Origin of the sequence: Mucilaginibacter sp. (genome assembly GCF_965277465.1) — a bacterium.
In the GTDB taxonomy this organism is placed as follows: Bacteria; Bacteroidota; Bacteroidia; order Sphingobacteriales; family Sphingobacteriaceae; genus Mucilaginibacter.
Genome location: NZ_CBDICW010000001.1, coordinates 158,140 through 174,433, shown reverse-complemented (window position 1 = coordinate 174,433; position 16,294 = coordinate 158,140). Strand labels below are relative to the sequence as shown.

At 42.1% G+C, this 16,294-nt stretch carries 13 protein-coding genes; 7 read left to right on the top strand and 6 right to left on the bottom strand.

All coding sequences use genetic code 11. The features are described 5' to 3' along the window. Nucleotides 1-262: 262 nt before the first annotated feature. The gene (gene epsC, locus ACQY4U_RS00705; protein ID WP_428327436.1) at nt 263-1,072 is read left to right on the top strand and encodes a serine O-acetyltransferase EpsC; all 810 of its coding nucleotides are present in this window, start codon (nt 263-265) and stop codon (nt 1,070-1,072) included. 5 nt (nt 1,073-1,077) lie between these two features. Continuing rightward, a complete protein-coding gene (gene cysM / locus ACQY4U_RS00700; protein ID WP_428327435.1) occupies nt 1,078-1,950 on the top strand; it encodes a cysteine synthase CysM in 873 nt (290 codons plus the stop codon). 99 nt (nt 1,951-2,049) lie between these two features. Here the strand turns inward: cysM and ACQY4U_RS00695 are convergent, their stop codons facing one another. The 4 genes from ACQY4U_RS00695 to mutL all read right to left on the bottom strand — a co-directional run bounded on the left by ACQY4U_RS00695 (nt 2,050) and on the right by mutL (nt 6,707). After that, nucleotides 2,050-3,162 carry an endonuclease/exonuclease/phosphatase family protein gene (locus ACQY4U_RS00695; RefSeq protein ID WP_428327434.1) on the bottom strand — a complete coding sequence of 371 codons (1,113 nt, stop codon included), beginning with the start codon at nt 3,160-3,162 and terminating at the stop codon, nt 2,050-2,052. Beyond that, nucleotides 3,152-4,018, bottom strand: a complete 867-nt coding sequence (locus ACQY4U_RS00690) for a rhomboid family intramembrane serine protease (protein ID WP_428327433.1) — start codon at nt 4,016-4,018, stop codon at nt 3,152-3,154. The genes ACQY4U_RS00695 and ACQY4U_RS00690 overlap by 11 nt, the downstream gene beginning before the upstream one ends. Nucleotides 4,019-4,130: 112 nt before the next feature. Further along, the gene (locus ACQY4U_RS00685) at nt 4,131-4,829 is read right to left on the bottom strand and encodes a rhomboid family intramembrane serine protease (RefSeq protein WP_428327432.1); all 699 of its coding nucleotides are present in this window, start codon (nt 4,827-4,829) and stop codon (nt 4,131-4,133) included. Nucleotides 4,830-4,850: 21 nt separating this feature from the next. Next, a complete protein-coding gene (mutL, locus tag ACQY4U_RS00680; protein WP_428327431.1) occupies nt 4,851-6,707 on the bottom strand; it encodes a DNA mismatch repair endonuclease MutL in 1,857 nt (618 codons plus the stop codon). A gap of 132 nt (nt 6,708-6,839) precedes the next feature. Between mutL and ACQY4U_RS00675 the strand changes: the two genes are divergently transcribed. The 4 genes from ACQY4U_RS00675 to ACQY4U_RS00660 all read left to right on the top strand — a co-directional run bounded on the left by ACQY4U_RS00675 (nt 6,840) and on the right by ACQY4U_RS00660 (nt 12,241). Beyond that, complete coding sequence (locus tag ACQY4U_RS00675) at nt 6,840-8,471, top strand: amidohydrolase (protein WP_428327430.1); 1,632 nt, start codon at nt 6,840-6,842, stop codon at nt 8,469-8,471. Further along, nucleotides 8,458-10,275, top strand: coding sequence for a serine hydrolase domain-containing protein (locus ACQY4U_RS00670; RefSeq protein WP_428327429.1), 1,818 nt, complete (start codon nt 8,458-8,460; stop codon nt 10,273-10,275). The genes ACQY4U_RS00675 and ACQY4U_RS00670 overlap by 14 nt, the downstream gene beginning before the upstream one ends. A gap of 248 nt (nt 10,276-10,523) precedes the next feature. Further along, nucleotides 10,524-11,663, top strand: coding sequence for an N-acetyl-alpha-D-glucosaminyl L-malate synthase BshA (bshA, locus tag ACQY4U_RS00665; RefSeq protein WP_428327428.1), 1,140 nt, complete (start codon nt 10,524-10,526; stop codon nt 11,661-11,663). An 83-nt stretch (nt 11,664-11,746) separates the two neighbouring features. Further along, on the top strand, nt 11,747-12,241 hold the full coding sequence (locus ACQY4U_RS00660) for a hypothetical protein (RefSeq protein ID WP_428327427.1): 495 nt from the start codon (nt 11,747-11,749) through the stop codon (nt 12,239-12,241). 65 nt (nt 12,242-12,306) lie between these two features. Here ACQY4U_RS00660 and ACQY4U_RS00655 read toward each other — a convergent pair whose 3' ends face one another. Both ACQY4U_RS00655 and ACQY4U_RS00650 read right to left on the bottom strand, forming a co-directional pair. Beyond that, the gene (locus ACQY4U_RS00655) at nt 12,307-13,443 is read right to left on the bottom strand and encodes a lactonase family protein (RefSeq protein WP_428327426.1); all 1,137 of its coding nucleotides are present in this window, start codon (nt 13,441-13,443) and stop codon (nt 12,307-12,309) included. A 160-nt stretch (nt 13,444-13,603) separates the two neighbouring features. Beyond that, entirely contained in the window at nt 13,604-15,139 is a 1,536-nt protein-coding gene (locus ACQY4U_RS00650; protein WP_428327425.1) for a pseudouridine synthase, read from the bottom strand. 271 nt (nt 15,140-15,410) lie between these two features. Between ACQY4U_RS00650 and ACQY4U_RS00645 the strand changes: the two genes are divergently transcribed. Then, complete coding sequence (locus ACQY4U_RS00645; protein WP_428327424.1) at nt 15,411-16,154, top strand: lytic transglycosylase domain-containing protein; 744 nt, start codon at nt 15,411-15,413, stop codon at nt 16,152-16,154. Nucleotides 16,155-16,294: the final 140 nt, after the last annotated feature.

Here is a 16,294-nt window from a genome sequence, read left to right as displayed (position 1 = left end):
AGTGTATAATAGACACCAAACAAGTGGCAGGGTTTAATTTTTTTAAATAACATAAATGAGCTAAAGGGATATTGGCTGTCCATCTAAACTGTAGCTCTAAACTATTATCTTTCCTTTTTACATACCAACAACAATATTTTATATACACTTGTAATATTAAGTCTATGGTTTTAGTAGGAACTCAAACGGCAAATTCTTTATTTTTGTCATAAGTTTTGGCTTTGATCACAGATCATCCCAATATTGAATCACAAAATAAATAATGAACGAGCAGTTTTACCGGCAGATATTTGATAAGCATCACAATGTAGAGGCCGTTCCGTCAAACGATGAAATAACGGCTTGGGCATTGCAGCTGATCCGTTTATTGTTTCCTGAACAATCCAAACAGATCTTTGCTGATGTAGCACAACTGCAGGACGAGTTTTTACGCCTGCAAAATGAGCTGGCCTTAATAATGAATGCCACCAAAGCCTGCGAGGATTGTGATATTGAACAGCTTGCCAAAGCTTTTTTTGGCGAGATACCGCGTTTGTACCAGGTGCTAAATACCGATATACAGGCCATTTTTAATGGCGACCCGGCTGCATTAACCGAGTTTGAGGTGATCCGTACCTATCCGGGTTTTTTTGCTATCTCCATTTATCGCGTAGCGCATACCCTTTATAATTACAAAGTACCTTTATTACCAAGGATACTTACCGAATATGCACACTCAAAAACCGGGATTGATATACACCCCGCTGCGCAAATTGATGAGTATTTTCATATAGACCACGGCACCGGGATTGTAATTGGCGAAAGCTGCAAAATAGGTAAAAACGTAAAGCTTTACCAGGGTGTTACGCTTGGTGCCTTAAGTGTAGCCAAAGATATGGCCTTTACCAAGCGCCATCCTACGGTTGAAGATAATGTGGTGATCTATTCGGGTGCTACTATTTTGGGTGGCGAAACCGTGATAGGGCATAACAGTATTATTGGCGGCAATGTATGGTTAACCAAAAGTGTTCCACCTGCTTCAACCGTGTACCATAAGCCGGCAATTACGGTGTATAATAAAAATAAAGATTAATCAGTATGGCTGGAATAATTGACCTGATAGGCAACACGCCTATGGCCGAGATACAACGACTTAACCCTAACCCCAACGTGCGCATTTTTGCCAAGTTGGAGGGGAACAATCCCGGTGGCAGCGTTAAGGACCGTGCAGCGCTGAACATGGTAAAAAGTGCCATTGAGCGTGGAGATATTAAACCCGGAACCAAGCTGATAGAAGCCACCAGCGGTAATACAGGTATTGCCTTAGCCATGATAGCCAGCCTTTTTGGCCTGGAGATTGAACTGGTAATGCCATCAAACTCAACCCGCGAGCGTACCTTAACTATGGAAGCCTTTGGCGCAAAAGTTACCCTGCTTGATGGGATAGAACTTTGCCGTGATTATGCTGAAGAAAAGGGTGCAACAGGTAAGTTTTTTTTACTGAACCAATTTGCTAACCCCGATAATTACCTGGCTCATTATAAAAGTACCGGCCCCGAAATTTGGCGCGATACCGCAGGGCAGGTAACGCATTTTGTAAGTGCAATGGGTACTACGGGCTCTATTATGGGTAATTCAATGTATTTAAAGGAGCAAAATCCGGCTATACAGATTGTGGGGTGCCAGCCAACCGAAGGCTCGTCTATCCCAGGCATCCGCAGGTGGCCGGCGGCTTATCTGCCTAAAATATTTGATGCATCAAGAGTTGACAGGGTGATGGATATTTCGGAAGAGGACGCAACCCTTATGGCCCGCCGCCTTGCCAAGGAAGAAGGCATATTTGCCGGTATGAGCAGTGGTGGCGCAATGTCGGCATCTATTAAATTGGCGCAGGAGATAAGCTCGGGCACTATTGTATTTATTTGCTGCGACAGGGGCGACAGGTATTTAAGCAGCGAACTGTTTGGATAGTGAAACCCTGAAAAGGAAGCTTATAAAAATGCGAATATCATTGCGGGGAGGATCGACGAAGCAATCCATTTATAAAGCTGTTATGAATGTTAAAACTGCTTAGTTCAGCAGCAGATCGGCACTAACCGGGTAATGGTCCGAAAGCTTTTTTTCAATGATATGATAATTAGCTATGCCAAAAATGGGGCTTGTCAAAATATAGTCTATCTGGTAATTAGGAAAATCGCCGTTATAGGTACGGCCAAAGCCGCTGCCATCTTCGCGGAAGGCATTTTTTAAGCCCTTTGCCATTTGGTTAACCGCATAGGATGACGGTGTATCATTAAAATCGCCGGATATAATAAACGGATAAGGGCATTGCTCGGCATGTTCCTTTATTTTAACTACCTGGTCGCTGCGTTTGATAAAGGCAGCCTTTAACTTACTCCCCATGCGCCTTACCGACGATTTATCAGTGGTGCTTTGTTGCGATTTAGCAATGCCATTCAGGTACTTATAATCATCAGGGTCAAACTTTATGGATTGTAAATGCACGCTGTAAACCCTTAACTGTTTGCTGCCAACGGTAACATCAACATATAAACAGGCGTTTTCGCTTAATTTATTTGCCAGGGTAACCAGGCCATGTGCGGTTATCGGGTATCTTGAAAATATGGCGAGGCCTATGGCTTCCTGGCTATTGGCTATAACCGGTTCAAAATAATAGTAAGTAGTGCCCATTATTTTCAGGATAGAATCGCGCATATCATACTGTCCTGCCTTGCGGGTATAAAACTCCTGGAAACCTATAATATCGGGATGCTGCTCGGTAATGATCTGTAATATCTCGTGCTTGGTTGATATATCGTTCTTTGACCCATAACGTTTAAAATTATGCACGTTGTAGGTCATCATGTGTATTACGGTTTTGTTGCCGTATGATATAGAAGATGGCCCATGCAATTCAAAATTATTCAGCAGCATATTATACCCAATGGCAATACAAATTATCGGGAGCAAAACCAGCCACTTTTTACGCAGCAGCCAAAACACAATAAATAGTATATTCCCTAAAAGCAAAAGGGGATAGGCAAGGCCAAAAAAAGCAATTACCCAGATCTTTTTTGGGTCGACAAAGGGGGCAAGATAGCTAATCAGCAATGCAAGGCACAGCAGAATATTTATCCATAAAAATAATGTATCAAAAAAGGATAGTTTGCCTTTAACCTTCATTATTGCTTGCGCGGAATAGAATTTCCTTTTCCTGTTTGTTCAGGCTGTCATAACCCGAGCGTGAAATTTTATCTAATATAAGGTCAATTTCTTCTTGCCGCGGCAGATCATTTGATTTTCTGGAGGTATTATTAACCACTACCTTCAATTTTGACTTTGGTTTGAAGAGGGTAGCTACCGAGCCTATCCAGTCATGCCCCTTTTGTAATTGCTTAATATAGATATAGCCAATCAGTGCGCCGCCAAGGTGTGATAGCTCGCCACCGGCGTTAAGGCCGGTAATGCCTAAAAAGTCAATAATTATAAAAAACAGTACCAGCCATTTAAGCTTTACCGGGCCGATGAGAATCAGCGAGATGGTATGATCAGGCAGTAGCGTAGCGGTGGCTACTATAATTGCCATTACACTTGCCGATGCTCCAACCATAATGGCACCTTCGGCAGCATGGTTATGGGTAAAAAATGGGAGTGTATTAAAAGAAAGGATAAAAAGCGCCGCACCGGTAAGTCCGCCTGAAAAATAAAGGCCTAAGGTGCGATCTTTACCTAAATACTCTTCAAAAATTTGCCCGAACCAGTAAAGCCATAACATGTTAAACAAAATGTGGAATACCCCATCGTGCATAAACATGTAGGTAAACGGTGTCCAGAAACGGGTAAGCAGTTTAGGCAGATACGCAGGCAGCAGCAAATACTCATTACTGAAGTTAGCGATGGCATTGCTTCTGAATATTAATGTTTCCAGCGTACCCGGAATATTTATCAGCAAAAAAACAATAATGTTGATCCCTATCAACAGGTTAAGCTTGCTGCCGGAGCGCAACATTTTGTATTGTATACTTTGCCAGGTGTTCATAAACTATATCATTCTTTAAGCTGATAACTTCTATTTTTTGAAAAAGTTGTATTGCAATTTCTATTTTACAATATACAAACAGATAGACAATAATTTGTTAACTATTTCATCATCAGGAACCTCTGTACCCCCAGGCTTTTATCATTATAAAACCTAATAAGGCACCGCCTAAGTGTGCAAAGTGAGCCACGTTATCGCCGGCTGCCTGTCCAAAACCAGAGTAGATCTCAAATAAAATATAAACAGGTATCAGGTATTTGGCTTTAATAGGTACGGGTACAAACATCAGCATCAGCTCCATGTTGGGGTAAAGCATACCAAAACCTACCAATACACCAAATATAGCACCCGATGCACCAACAACAGGTGAATAATAAATAGCTTTTACCTGATCGGGGATGGTAGGATCATTGAGGCTGAAATGGAAGGGAGCCATAAAACTGCCGATTAAATTATGCACCTCAATGGCCTGTACCGCCATCTGGAATAAAATAGCACCCAAACCGCAAATAAAATACAGGTTTAAAAAGCGCTTGGGGCCAATAGCATACTCCAGTATAGGCCCGAAAGAGAACAAGGCGAACATATTGAAAAGGATATGTGCCCAGCCACCATGTAAAAACATATACGTAATGGGCTGCCATGGTTTAAAATAGGGCGAGTTAAAGTAAAAGGCCCCCAAATTTTTAACCACTAAATCGTTGTAGTTATTATCACTTAAAACAATAAAGGGGATAAAACAAATAAGGTTAATGATCAGCAGGTTTTTTACAACCGGTGTTAAATTGGCGAAGGGTGATTGCCTGTTCATAGTATATAATTAAGCCTTTGGCTATTTTTCAAATCGTTCTAATAATTCGGTGAGTGTAAAGGTAGTAATTACCAGTTTGCCATTTAGTGCAACATTAGGCATTTGGCAGGCAAAAAGTTGGTCTATCAGTAAGTTCATTTCCTCTAATGACATCCGGGTACCCATTTTTGTTGCAGCGTTACGCGCTAATGACCGCGCAAGGCTATCACGCTTATCTAATTTTAATATCGACTGGTTATTTTTAAAGCCTTCCAGCAGGTGTTCTAATATCTCGGTTTCGGCGGTGTTATTCAAATCGGCAGGGATTCCTTCAACCACCACTGTATTTTTACCAAATTCGCGGATGTCAAAGCCCAGGGCCCTGATATCCGGCAAAAGTTCTTTTAATAACTCAAAATCACTGCTGTTCAGCGTAACTGATTGCGGGAACAGGCTTTGCTGGCTAACGCCGGAGTGGTTTTGCAATTGCTGTAAAAAGCGTTCGTACAATATCCGTTCATGTGCCGCCTGCTGGTTGATCACCATAAAGCCCGATTTGATCTGCGACAGGATAAACCGGTTCTGGATCTGGAACAGCTGGCGCTCGCTTGGCTTGTTAATTTCCTGGTCATCCACCTCAATGCTTTTTTCATCGTGCATTTGGTGTTGTACAGTTACTTCTTTTTTGCTGATCTCGTAAAGCGTATCCCAGTTTGATGGGATTGGAGCACTGCGGTAATTGCCGCTGCTGTTGCGTATCGGGGCATCATACTGGGGCGCCCTGTCGTTATTAAAAGGATTAAAATCCGGGTTAAATGATATGGTTGGGGCAACAATTTCTTCAAAGGGCTTTGGGGTTACCAAATGCTCAATACTGTTCTCCTGGTCAAAATCCAAACTTGGGGTAATGTTATACCGGCCTAATGACCGTTTTACTGCCGAGCGGATAATGGCGTATATAGTTTGCTCATCCTGGTATTTTATCTCTGTTTTGGTAGGATGAACATTGATGTCAATTTTTGCAGGATCTATCTCAATAAATAAAACATACAGCGGGAAGGTGTCTTCGGGCAGCAGTTCCTTAAAGGCCATCAGTACGGCATGGTTAAGGTAAGCATCGCGGATAAAGCGGTTGTTCACAAAAAAGAACTGCTCGCCACGGGTTTTGCGGGCATATTCGGGCTTGCCTACAAAGCCTTGGAGTTTAATCACCATAGTATCCTCTTCAACAGGCACAAGGCGCTCGTTATAGTTATTGCCCAATAAATGGATAATGCGCTGCTTCAGGTTTGATCCCGGTAAATGATAAACCTCCTGCCCATCGTGGTGCAGGGTAAAAAATATTTGTGGGTTAGCCAATGCCACCCGCTGAAACTCGTCAATAATATGGCGCATCTCTACCGGGTTACTTTTTAAAAAGTTACGGCGGGCAGGCGTATTGTAAAAAAGGTTTTTGACAGATATGGACGATCCTGTATTGGCCGAGCAGGCTACCTGGCTCAAAACTTCCGATCCTTCAATGGTAAGGCAGGTTCCTAACTCATCCTCGTGCCTGCGGGTTTTAAGCTCTACCTGTGCAATTGCGGCTATAGATGCCATTGCCTCGCCGCGGAAACCCATAGTACGGATGGCAAACAGATCTTCGGCTTTGCGGATCTTTGAGGTAGCATGACGCTCAAAGCACATACGTGCATCCGTAAGGCTCATGCCGCAGCCGTTATCAATCACCTGTATCAGTGATTTACCGGCATCCTTAAGTATCAATTGTATTTTATCGGCCCCCGCATCTATGGCGTTCTCGATCAGTTCTTTTACTGCTGATGCCGGTCGCTGCACTACTTCGCCTGCGGCAATCTGGTTGGCAACGGAGTCCGGTAAAAGCTGGATAATATCTGACATTATGTATAAATTCCCTTCTCCGCCATGTGGCGGATCAATTCCGCTGCTAAATTAATTATTTGACGGCATAACTTTATGTATTTGATTTTGTATATAGTTTTGTAGTTTACATCTTTTTACCATACATGCCTCATGAAAAAATTAATACCAGTGCTGCTTATCCTGTTAGCAGCCTGTAAACAAAAGGATTATAATGCCGACCTGCTGATTAAAAATGCAGTTGTATATACGGTAGACAGTAAGTTTTCGACAGCTGATGCCTTTGTAGTAAGTGCCGGAAAGATCATTGCGGTAGGAAAAGCCGATACTTTGGAAGAAAAATACAAGGCCCGCGAGGTAATTGATGCCGGAGGAAAATCAGTTTACCCCGGTTTTATTGATGCGCATGCCCATTTTTATGAATACGGTTTGGGTTTACAGGAGGCCAGCCTTACCAAAACCAAAAGCTGGAAAGAAGTTTTAGATTCAGTAAGCGCCTACGGCCAAAGAAACCCCGAAGGCTGGATTGTTGGTGCCGGATGGGATCAGAATAAATGGACTACAAAGCAGTTCCCGGATAAGGCACAGCTTGATTCGCTGTTCCCGGCAAGGCCGGTGATATTGAGCCGTATTGATGGCCACGCCATAATTGTTAACCAGGCAGCATTAAATATAGCAGGCGTTAAACCGGGGCAAACCATTGCCGGCGGTAAAATTGAAACTATAAACGGTAAGCTTACCGGGATAATGATTGACAATGCCCAAGGTATAGTTACCCGCAAAATTCCACCACCGACAGACCAGATAACGCAATCGGCTTTTTTAGATGCGCAAACCAATTGCTTTGCCGTAGGCTTAACCACGGTCGATGATTGCGGTTTGCCTTATACCATGGTCAATACTATTGAGCAACTGCAGCATAAAGGCGCATTGAAAATGCGGATGTACGTAATGCTGTCAGACAATCAGGAAAATTTTGAATACCTGTTTAAACGCGGCGTTTACAAAACACCTGGCCTTGATGTGCGCGCATTTAAGGTTTATGCCGATGGTGCATTAGGCTCAAGGGGTGCTTGCTTGCTGCAGCCTTACGATGATCAAAAAAACTGGAAGGGCTTTTTATTGAGCAGCCAGAAACATTTTGAAGAGGTTGCCACCAAATTAGCAGCCAAAGGCTTCCAGATGTGTACGCATGCCATTGGCGATTCGGCCAACCGGGTAATGCTCAAAATTTATGCGGCAGCATTAAAAGGCAAGAACGACCGCCGCTGGAGGATAGAGCACTCGCAGATCATATCACCCGAGGATATGAAATACTTTGGTGATTATAATATTATCCCATCGGTACAGCCCACCCATGCCACATCTGATATGTACTGGGCGGGTACACGGTTAGGGGCAAAACGTTTAAAAACGGCTTATGCTTATAAACAACTGCTTGAGCAAAACGGCTGGATGCCATTAGGTACCGACTTTCCGGTCGAAAATATTAACCCGATGTATACGTTTTATGCAGCTGTGGAGCGCAAGGATTTGAAAGGTTATCCCGAAGGGGGTTTCCAGATGGAGAACGCACTAAGCAGGCAGCAGGCTTTACAGGGCATGACCATTTGGGCGGCCAAAGCAAATTTTGAAGAAAAGGAAAAAGGCAGCATTGAGCCCGGCAAGTACGCCGACTTTGTGATACTTGACAGTGATATTATGAAAATAAAAGGAGCAGATTTGCCAAACGTTAAAGTTTTAAAAACGTTTATAAACGGAGAAAAGGTTTATGAGAAAAAATAACTGGCGGTCGTACTCCCTGATTTTATTTGGCTTTGTTTTATTTAATTCTGCTTGTGCCCAAAACCCACCGCTTAGTGGCTTATCCTATTTAAGCGAAGAAAAGCTGGCCGAAAAAACCACCGTGTTGTTAAACAACGCATCGTACCTGATCCCTATTCAAGATATTGGCGAGGCAAGGGTGGCCAGCGTGCATTTTTCAAACCTGTATGCTACGGGTTTTGATAGCCTGCTTAATAAATACACCAAAGTAACCGTTTACAGCGGGAATGATTATAATGGCGTTAAAACCCTTGATAATTTATCGGCCGATTTAAAATGGTATAACACGCTGATCATACAGCTCAATGATGCCGATCTGAATAATCCGCAGATCATGGGCTTTATCAGTTCGAACCAAAAGATCAAGAATGTGATTATTGCCTTGTTTGGCAGCAGCGCTTCATTAGCTAAGTTAAATAATGTAGCGGTGCCCATTATATGGGCAGAAAGGGTATCACCTGTTTCTGCATTTTATAGCGCGCAGGCTATATTCGGCGGGGTTGCCATAACGCAAAAATTAAGCAGCGATGTTTCGGCTTTTTATAAAGCCAATATGGGTTTCCTCACTACCAAAACGCGGTTGCAATACACCGTGCCCGAGGCTGCTGGAATTAGTACGGCCAATTTAAGCGGCATTGATAATATTGCCAACGAAGCAATGGCTAACCAGGCTACACCGGGTTGCGTGGTGCTGGTGATAAAAGATGGTAAGGTGATATTTAATAAAGCTTATGGCTACCATACCTATGCTAAAACCCAGGCCGATAAGCTGACAGATATTTTCGACCTGGCATCCATGACCAAAATTTCGGCTACCACTATTGAGGCCATGCAGTTAACCGACCAGGGGAAGTTAACTTTAGATGCTACCATTGGCGACTATCTGCCATTGGCTAAAAAGACCAACAAAAATGACATCCACGTTCGGGAGCTGTTATTGCACCAGGCAGGATTGATCCCTGATATTCCTTCATTCGATAAGATCAGACCGTCAGATCATAGTACAGATTCATCAGCCGCTTATCCAACCAAGGTGAATGATAATTACTTTTTAAGGAAGGATTATTTTAAAGATGTAATGTGGCCTGAAATGCTGAACTCGCCCCTAAAAACCAGGGGACAGTATGTATACAGCGATTTGAGCATGTGTTTTATGCAGCAAATTGAGGAAACGGTTACCGCCACGCCCGAAAATGTGTACGTGCAGCAGCAATTTTATAAACCATTAGGTATGCAAACGGCAGGCTTTTTACCGCTTTACCGTTTTACACCGTACCAGATAGTACCTACAGAGGATGACCGCGAATACCGCCACGAACTGCTTGATGGCTATGTGCACGATCCAACTGCGGCCCTGATGGGTGGCGTTGCAGGCCATGCTGGTTTATTTGCAAGTGCCAATGATGTGGCTATTTTGTACCAGATGGTGCTTAACCGCGGTACTTATGGAGGTGTTCAATACATTAAGCCCGAAACGGTGGATCTTTTTACAGCCAAGCAATCGCCGGTAAGCCGCCGTGGTTTGGGTTTTGACAGATGGGATCCACTTGCCGATCATCATTATCCCTCAAAATTAGCATCGCCGCAAACCTATGGGCATACCGGTTTTACGGGTACCTGCGTTTGGGTTGATCCTAAATATAACCTGGTGTATATATTTTTATCAAACCGGGTAAACCCTAATGTGGGCAGCAAGCTATCTAGCCTTAATATAAGGCCACGTATACAGGATGTTGTTTATGAGGCTATACAAAAGGGGATGTAATGAAACTGTGAATCATATCTGAATCAGGATTTACGGAAGTATAGAATTTTCAGGATGTTGTTTAAGCGTTTTTTAATTTCTGCCTATTCGGGCAGGTTTTTACAAACAGCTATCTTCAAAATCATTTTACATCAGTATAACACTATTCACATAAATTGCTGTTAAACTTGCAGTGATGAATTTAGTTTGGTCCAAACATATACTTAGCCTTATAAGTTTCATTACCAATATATAGCATATCACAATCAATGAAAATAGGAATAGTTTGTTACCCAACCTTTGGGGGAAGCGGGGTAGTTGCTACGGAACTGGGCAAGGCACTTGCCGAACGTGGTCACCAGGTTCATTTTGTTACGTATAATCAACCGGCCCGGCTCGACCTGTTTTCTGAAAATCTTTTTTATCACGAGGTATCGGTATCTAATTACCCGCTTTTTGATTTCCCACCGTATGAATTGGCACTGGCAAGCAGGCTGGTTGATGTGGTTAGGTTTGAAAAGCTGGATATTTTGCATGTACACTATGCAATACCCCATGCTTCGGCTGCTTTTATGGCCAAGCAGATACTGATGACCTACGGCATATATATCCCGGTGGTAACCACCCTGCACGGTACTGATATTACCCTTGTTGGTAAAGACAGGACCTTTAAACCTGTGGTTACTTTCTCCATCAATAAATCCGACGGGGTAACGGCAGTTTCTGAACATTTAAGGAACGATACCTATAACTTTTTCGAGATAGAGAATGATATAAAAGTGATCCCAAACTTTATCGACCTGAACCGTTTCAGCCTTAAAGCAAAAGATCATTTTAAAAAGGCCATTGCACCATCGGGCGAAAAAATAATTGTACACACCTCAAATTTCCGCAAGGTTAAACGTACGGAGGATGTAATAAAAATATTTGCCAAGCTGGTTGAAAAAATACCGGCTAAACTACTAATGGTTGGCGATGGTGTTGAACGTTCCTACTGCGAAGAGCTGAGCCGTGAGTTGGGTGTTTGTGATGATGTTAGGTTTTTAGGTAAGCAGGATGCGATAGAAGAGATACTTTCCGTTTCCGACCTGTTCTTAATGCCATCGCAATCTGAAAGTTTTGGTTTAGCGGCATTAGAAGCTATGGCTTGCAAAGTGCCTGTAATAAGCTCAAATGCAGGTGGCTTGCCTGAATTGAATATTGATGGTGTTACCGGGTTTTTGAAGGATGTAGGTGATGTTAACGGGATGGCTGAAAAAGCGATCTATATATTAGAGGATGAAGAACGCCTGCAAACCTTTAAAGAAAATGCCCTTGCTCGCGCAAAGATCTTTGACCTGGCAAATATTTTACCTGTGTATGAAAACTATTATGCTGAAGTATTAGAAAAATGTAAAGACAAGGTATAAGCCTGTTTTTACATCACTTTTATAATATTAAATAATATTTTTGGCAGGGTTTATGCTTATTACCTGTTAAATAAATACACAACATGAAAAAAATATTTCAAACCTCTGTTACAGTTTTAGCGCTTATATTCATTTTTGCATCCTGTTCTTCAACTAAAAATACTACTGCATCATCAAACAATGCATCGCGCGGTAAATTTGTTGGCACCTGGACGGTTAATAATGTTAGCTACGATGGCATAGTGCCGCAGGCTATTCAAAATGTATTTGACCAGGCCCCGCCTGCTGATTTTATTGGCAGTACCTGGAAACTGACCAACAGCGGTAATGGTATTTATACTTTACCAAATGGTACATCGCAAACTATATTCTGGTCGGTTAATAACGGTACTGGCAGTGGGCAGATCTTTCAGTTCAAAAAACTTTACCAGGGCGATAAAGCTCAAAAAGTAACCGAAGGTTACCTTTTAGTTGTAGCCGGTAATGATGGCAGCTCCATGACGCTTAGATCGCCAATAAGTGTGGGTGATAAAACAGCCTACATTATATACAACTTTAAAAATCATAATAAGCTATAGCTTACCAAAAAAAGAAAAGCGTAAAGGATCGATCCTTTACGCTTTTCTTTTTGCTTTATATTTTTTTACTCGGCAGGTGTAAATTTCAAACAAACAGGATTACCAACTTCAAGCGTGGTACCTATCTTGCCTATTTTACCGGTGGCCTTGTCAATTTTATATACATAAATGGTATCGCTATCCTGGTTGGCAACTACAAGGAAACTCCCGGTAGGGTCAATTGCAAAATCGCGTGGATTTTTACCAAAGGTTGATACCTGCTGCACCTGCGTTAATTCACCACTTTCTTCGTTTATGGCATACACGGTAAGTTCGTTGGTTTCTAAACGGTTTGATGCGTAAAGGAACTTACCATCAGGCGAGATCTTGATAGCAGCACCTGCAGTTTTACCTGCAAAATGCGGTTTTAGTAAGGTGATGGATTGTTTTTCTTTCAGCTTACCGCCATCGTAATCAAACACAGTTACGTTCGATCCCATTTCTGTTACCAGGTATACGTGTTTCTTATCATTGCCAAAAACAAGGTGGCGCGGGCCATTGCCGGCTTTAACACTTACAAATGCAGGCGATGCAGGGCTTAACGGTTGTGGCTTTGAGGCTTTATAACGTTCAATATTTACTTTATCGGTACCTAAATCAGTATACAATAAATATTTTTCATCGGGCGATAACACACCGGTATGTACATGCGGGCCTTCCTGTCTTTCGGCATTTACACCATGACCCTCATCCTGCAATACCTGCGATACCGGGCTTAATGAGCCATCGGCATTAATAGGTAAAACAGTAAGGCTGCCACTGCTGTAGTTAGCTACGAATGCATTTTTTTGTGCTTTATCAACAGCTATGTAACATGGGTCGGCACCTTTTGACTGCTGCTTGTTAATAAACTCAAGTTTGCCTTGTTTGGCATCGAATTTAAAAGCGCTTACTTCGCCGTTTTTGCCAATTTCATTTACCGCATAAACAAACTTGTTATTGTTTGATACAGTTAGGTAAGATGGATTATCAACGCCATCAATTTCATTCAGATAAGCTAAGCGGCCCGATTCGGCATAAAAGCGATATACATAAATACCCTTGCTTTTGCCCTTGGTATAAGTGCCTATAAGCAGATCGAAAGTGTATGGGCCTGTTTTTTTATGCTGGGCATAAATAAGCACAGGAAAAAGCATCGAAATTATCAGCAGGAATTTTTTCATTATGAGGTGAATTGGTAATTGCCTGCAAGATAGTAATTGAAGCCGAAAGCCAAAAGGGTTTTTAAGGTAAGGCCCTAAAGCAATGGCAGTGTGGATTTGTAAGTTGCTTTAAACAGAAAAGGGCAAAGATGATTAAACCTTTGCCCTTTTGTTATATATATTATCCTTTTATCAGGTGTTTTAACTGTATCACTTCCTTTTCTTCTAAAAATCGCCAGCGACCGCGTGGCAGATCTTTTTTGTTAAGGTTGGCATATACCGAACGGTCAAGCTTTACTACTTCGTAGCCTAAGCTTTCAAATATACGGCGTACAACACGGTTTTTACCGCTATGTATTTGTATCCCTACTTCTCTTTTTGTACCACCTGCTACGTACGATACTGAATCGGGTTTTATTAAACCGTCTTCCAGCTCAATACCGTAACTTATTTTATTTAAATCGCCCTGGGTTAAGCTTTTGTTTAGCTCTACCTGGTATAATTTGCTAACAATGCTGTTACGCGGGTGCGAAAGCTTATCAGCTAAATCACCATCGTTTGTCATTAATAATAAACCGGTGGTGTTTCTGTCTAATCGCCCTACAGGATAAATACGTTCTTTGCTGGCTTTTTCAACCAGGTGCATAACGGTACGTCGTTCCTGTGGGTCTTCAGTAGTTGTAATATAGTCCTTTGGTTTATTTAATAATACATAAACCATTTTTTCGCGCCTTAAAGTTTCACCGTTGTAACGAATCTCATCTTTCTGCGGATCAACCTTGTGGCCTAATTCAGATATAACTACACCGTTTACTGACACCACACCGGCTATGATCAGCTCGTCGGCCTTACGGCGTGAGCAGATGCCTGCGTTAGAGATATAACGGTTAAGTCTTATTAACCCTGAATCTTTAGTTTCAGGGCCTTTTTTGCGGCTCCTTAAAGTTTTTGCCGGGGCATCCAGATCAGGAGTTATTTTATCGTAAGTTGGTTTTGAGCGTTGCGGCCTATCGGCACCGTATGGTTTATCGCCTCCGGTTTTTTTGAATCCGCCGGCTGATGCCGGGCGCGAAAATTTATTTTCGCCTGGTCTTTCGCCACCAAAGCTTCTTTTAGGTTTATCGTCAGCATTAAATGAGCCTGTTGATTTAGCACGTGATGAAAAGGGTTTCTTGTCGCCTGTTTTATCACCACCAAAACTTCTTTTCGGCCTGTCTTCAGATCCAAATGATCCTGCTGCTGATTTACCGCGTGAAGAAAATGGTTTTTTATCACCGGTACGTTCGCCGCCAAAGCTTTTTGCTGGTCTTTCATCGTTATCAGCTATTCTTCCGGTATAAGGTCTGCTTTTTCCTTCGCCGCCAAAACTTCTTTTTGGGGCATCATTATCGGTTGTTCTACCGGTATATGGTCTTCCTTTTGGTTTGAATGATTTTTTTTCTCCGGCACTGCTGCTAAAGCTGCTCGCCGATTTATCGCCACCATCATTTGGCTTGCCTCTGTATTTGCTGTCAGATGCCGAATACGACTTCTTTTCGCCGGGGCCTTCACTGTTATATTTTTTTGATGGTCTGCTGCTTTTGGTTTGATCAGAACCTGATGTAGAATTTCCTCTTGTTGAGGTTGATCTTTTTGGCCTGTCACCGGCTTTGGGAGCCCTGTTTGATGATCTGCCGGATTTGTCGTCGCGACTGTTCCCTGGTCTATTAAATGCCATATTGTTTTTGTTTGCGCTTTCGCAGCGTGAGGGTCAAAGTTAGCGTTTTTTGGCCGATAATTATAATTTTTTTTACATGTTGCAAAATCTTGGTTTAAACGTTTTAAAGGCAGTTTTTGAACCAAAAACTGGGCTTTGAAAAAGTCGGAAAAAGCTAAGTATTTGATAATGTGCCCCGTATAGCGTACCTTTGCAGCGCATTCTACCAAATGTACAATTTATGGATAAAAAAGAAATGACTAAGAGACACTTAATTACGTGCTCCGTAATAATGCTTCTGGTTATCATTTCAGGGTTTAATATTTATGGTACAACGTCTGTACCAATCGTTGCAAAAACGACAAAATTAAGCCCTGGCATCTCGAAATTTGTATTTAAAAATACTGATGGTGCAAATGATTATAGCTTCGCTAATGAAGCTTTACCTGTTAATGATGCAAGTGTAAATTTAAGGCTGAAGCGCTCGCTTCTTAAACACAATTACCGGCATGTACAATCAACTATTTTGCAAAGCAAAGCAGATAAATTGTTCCCGATAATTGAGCCTATTTTAAAAGCCTACGGTATTCCTGACGATTTCAAATACATTCCCCTTGTTGAATCGGGTTTGTGCGAAGGTACATCCATAAAAGGCGCAAAGGGTTTATGGCAATTTATGCCAGGCACTGCACGCACTTATGGTTTAAGGGTACGGAATGGAATTGATGAGCGTTTAAACGTTCGGAAATCTACCATTGCTGCCTGCAAGTACATCAAGGAACTTTATGGCGAGTTTAATAGCTGGACTTTGGCGGCTGCGGCCTACAATAACGGTTCTATAAAACTTGAAAAAGCCATTAACAGGCAAAATGAAGACAATTATTTCCGTATGCATTTAAACCGCGAAACCGGCGCATACGTTTATAACCTGATTGCCATGAAGGCAATTATAAGCCATCCGCAAAAATATGGCTATGATTATTATAAAGTAAGATATTTTAACCCAGCCTCACCCGAGCTGCTGGCAGCAAACTAAGGATAGGATTTAATCCCATCACAAAGTAAATTTATATTACGGAGCACCCTGAAGCCGATCTTCCCAGCTGGAAGATCGGCCTTTTTTTGCGTATATTTGTAGCATAATAAGTTGATTGAGTTGATTATGTGTATATAGTT

Excerpts from the sequence above, each read along its gene's own strand:
- ACQY4U_RS00660 (WP_428327427.1), top strand. The coding sequence starts at position 11,747 with ATGAAAAAAATATTTCAAACCTCTGTTACAGTTTTAGCGCTTATATTC.
- ACQY4U_RS00685 (WP_428327432.1), bottom strand. The coding sequence starts at position 4,829 with ATGAACAGGCAATCACCCTTCGCCAATTTAACACCGGTTGTAAAAAAC.
- bshA (WP_428327428.1), top strand. The coding sequence starts at position 10,524 with ATGAAAATAGGAATAGTTTGTTACCCAACCTTTGGGGGAAGCGGGGTA.
- ACQY4U_RS00655 (WP_428327426.1), bottom strand. The coding sequence starts at position 13,443 with ATGAAAAAATTCCTGCTGATAATTTCGATGCTTTTTCCTGTGCTTATT.
- ACQY4U_RS00675 (WP_428327430.1), top strand. The coding sequence starts at position 6,840 with ATGAAAAAATTAATACCAGTGCTGCTTATCCTGTTAGCAGCCTGTAAA.
- ACQY4U_RS00650 (WP_428327425.1), bottom strand. The coding sequence starts at position 15,139 with ATGGCATTTAATAGACCAGGGAACAGTCGCGACGACAAATCCGGCAGA.
- ACQY4U_RS00695 (WP_428327434.1), bottom strand. The coding sequence starts at position 3,162 with ATGAAGGTTAAAGGCAAACTATCCTTTTTTGATACATTATTTTTATGG.
- cysM (WP_428327435.1), top strand. The coding sequence starts at position 1,078 with ATGGCTGGAATAATTGACCTGATAGGCAACACGCCTATGGCCGAGATA.
- mutL (WP_428327431.1), bottom strand. The coding sequence starts at position 6,707 with ATGTCAGATATTATCCAGCTTTTACCGGACTCCGTTGCCAACCAGATT.
- ACQY4U_RS00645 (WP_428327424.1), top strand. The coding sequence starts at position 15,411 with ATGCTTCTGGTTATCATTTCAGGGTTTAATATTTATGGTACAACGTCT.
- ACQY4U_RS00670 (WP_428327429.1), top strand. The coding sequence starts at position 8,458 with ATGAGAAAAAATAACTGGCGGTCGTACTCCCTGATTTTATTTGGCTTT.
- ACQY4U_RS00690 (WP_428327433.1), bottom strand. The coding sequence starts at position 4,018 with ATGAACACCTGGCAAAGTATACAATACAAAATGTTGCGCTCCGGCAGC.
- epsC (WP_428327436.1), top strand. The coding sequence starts at position 263 with ATGAACGAGCAGTTTTACCGGCAGATATTTGATAAGCATCACAATGTA.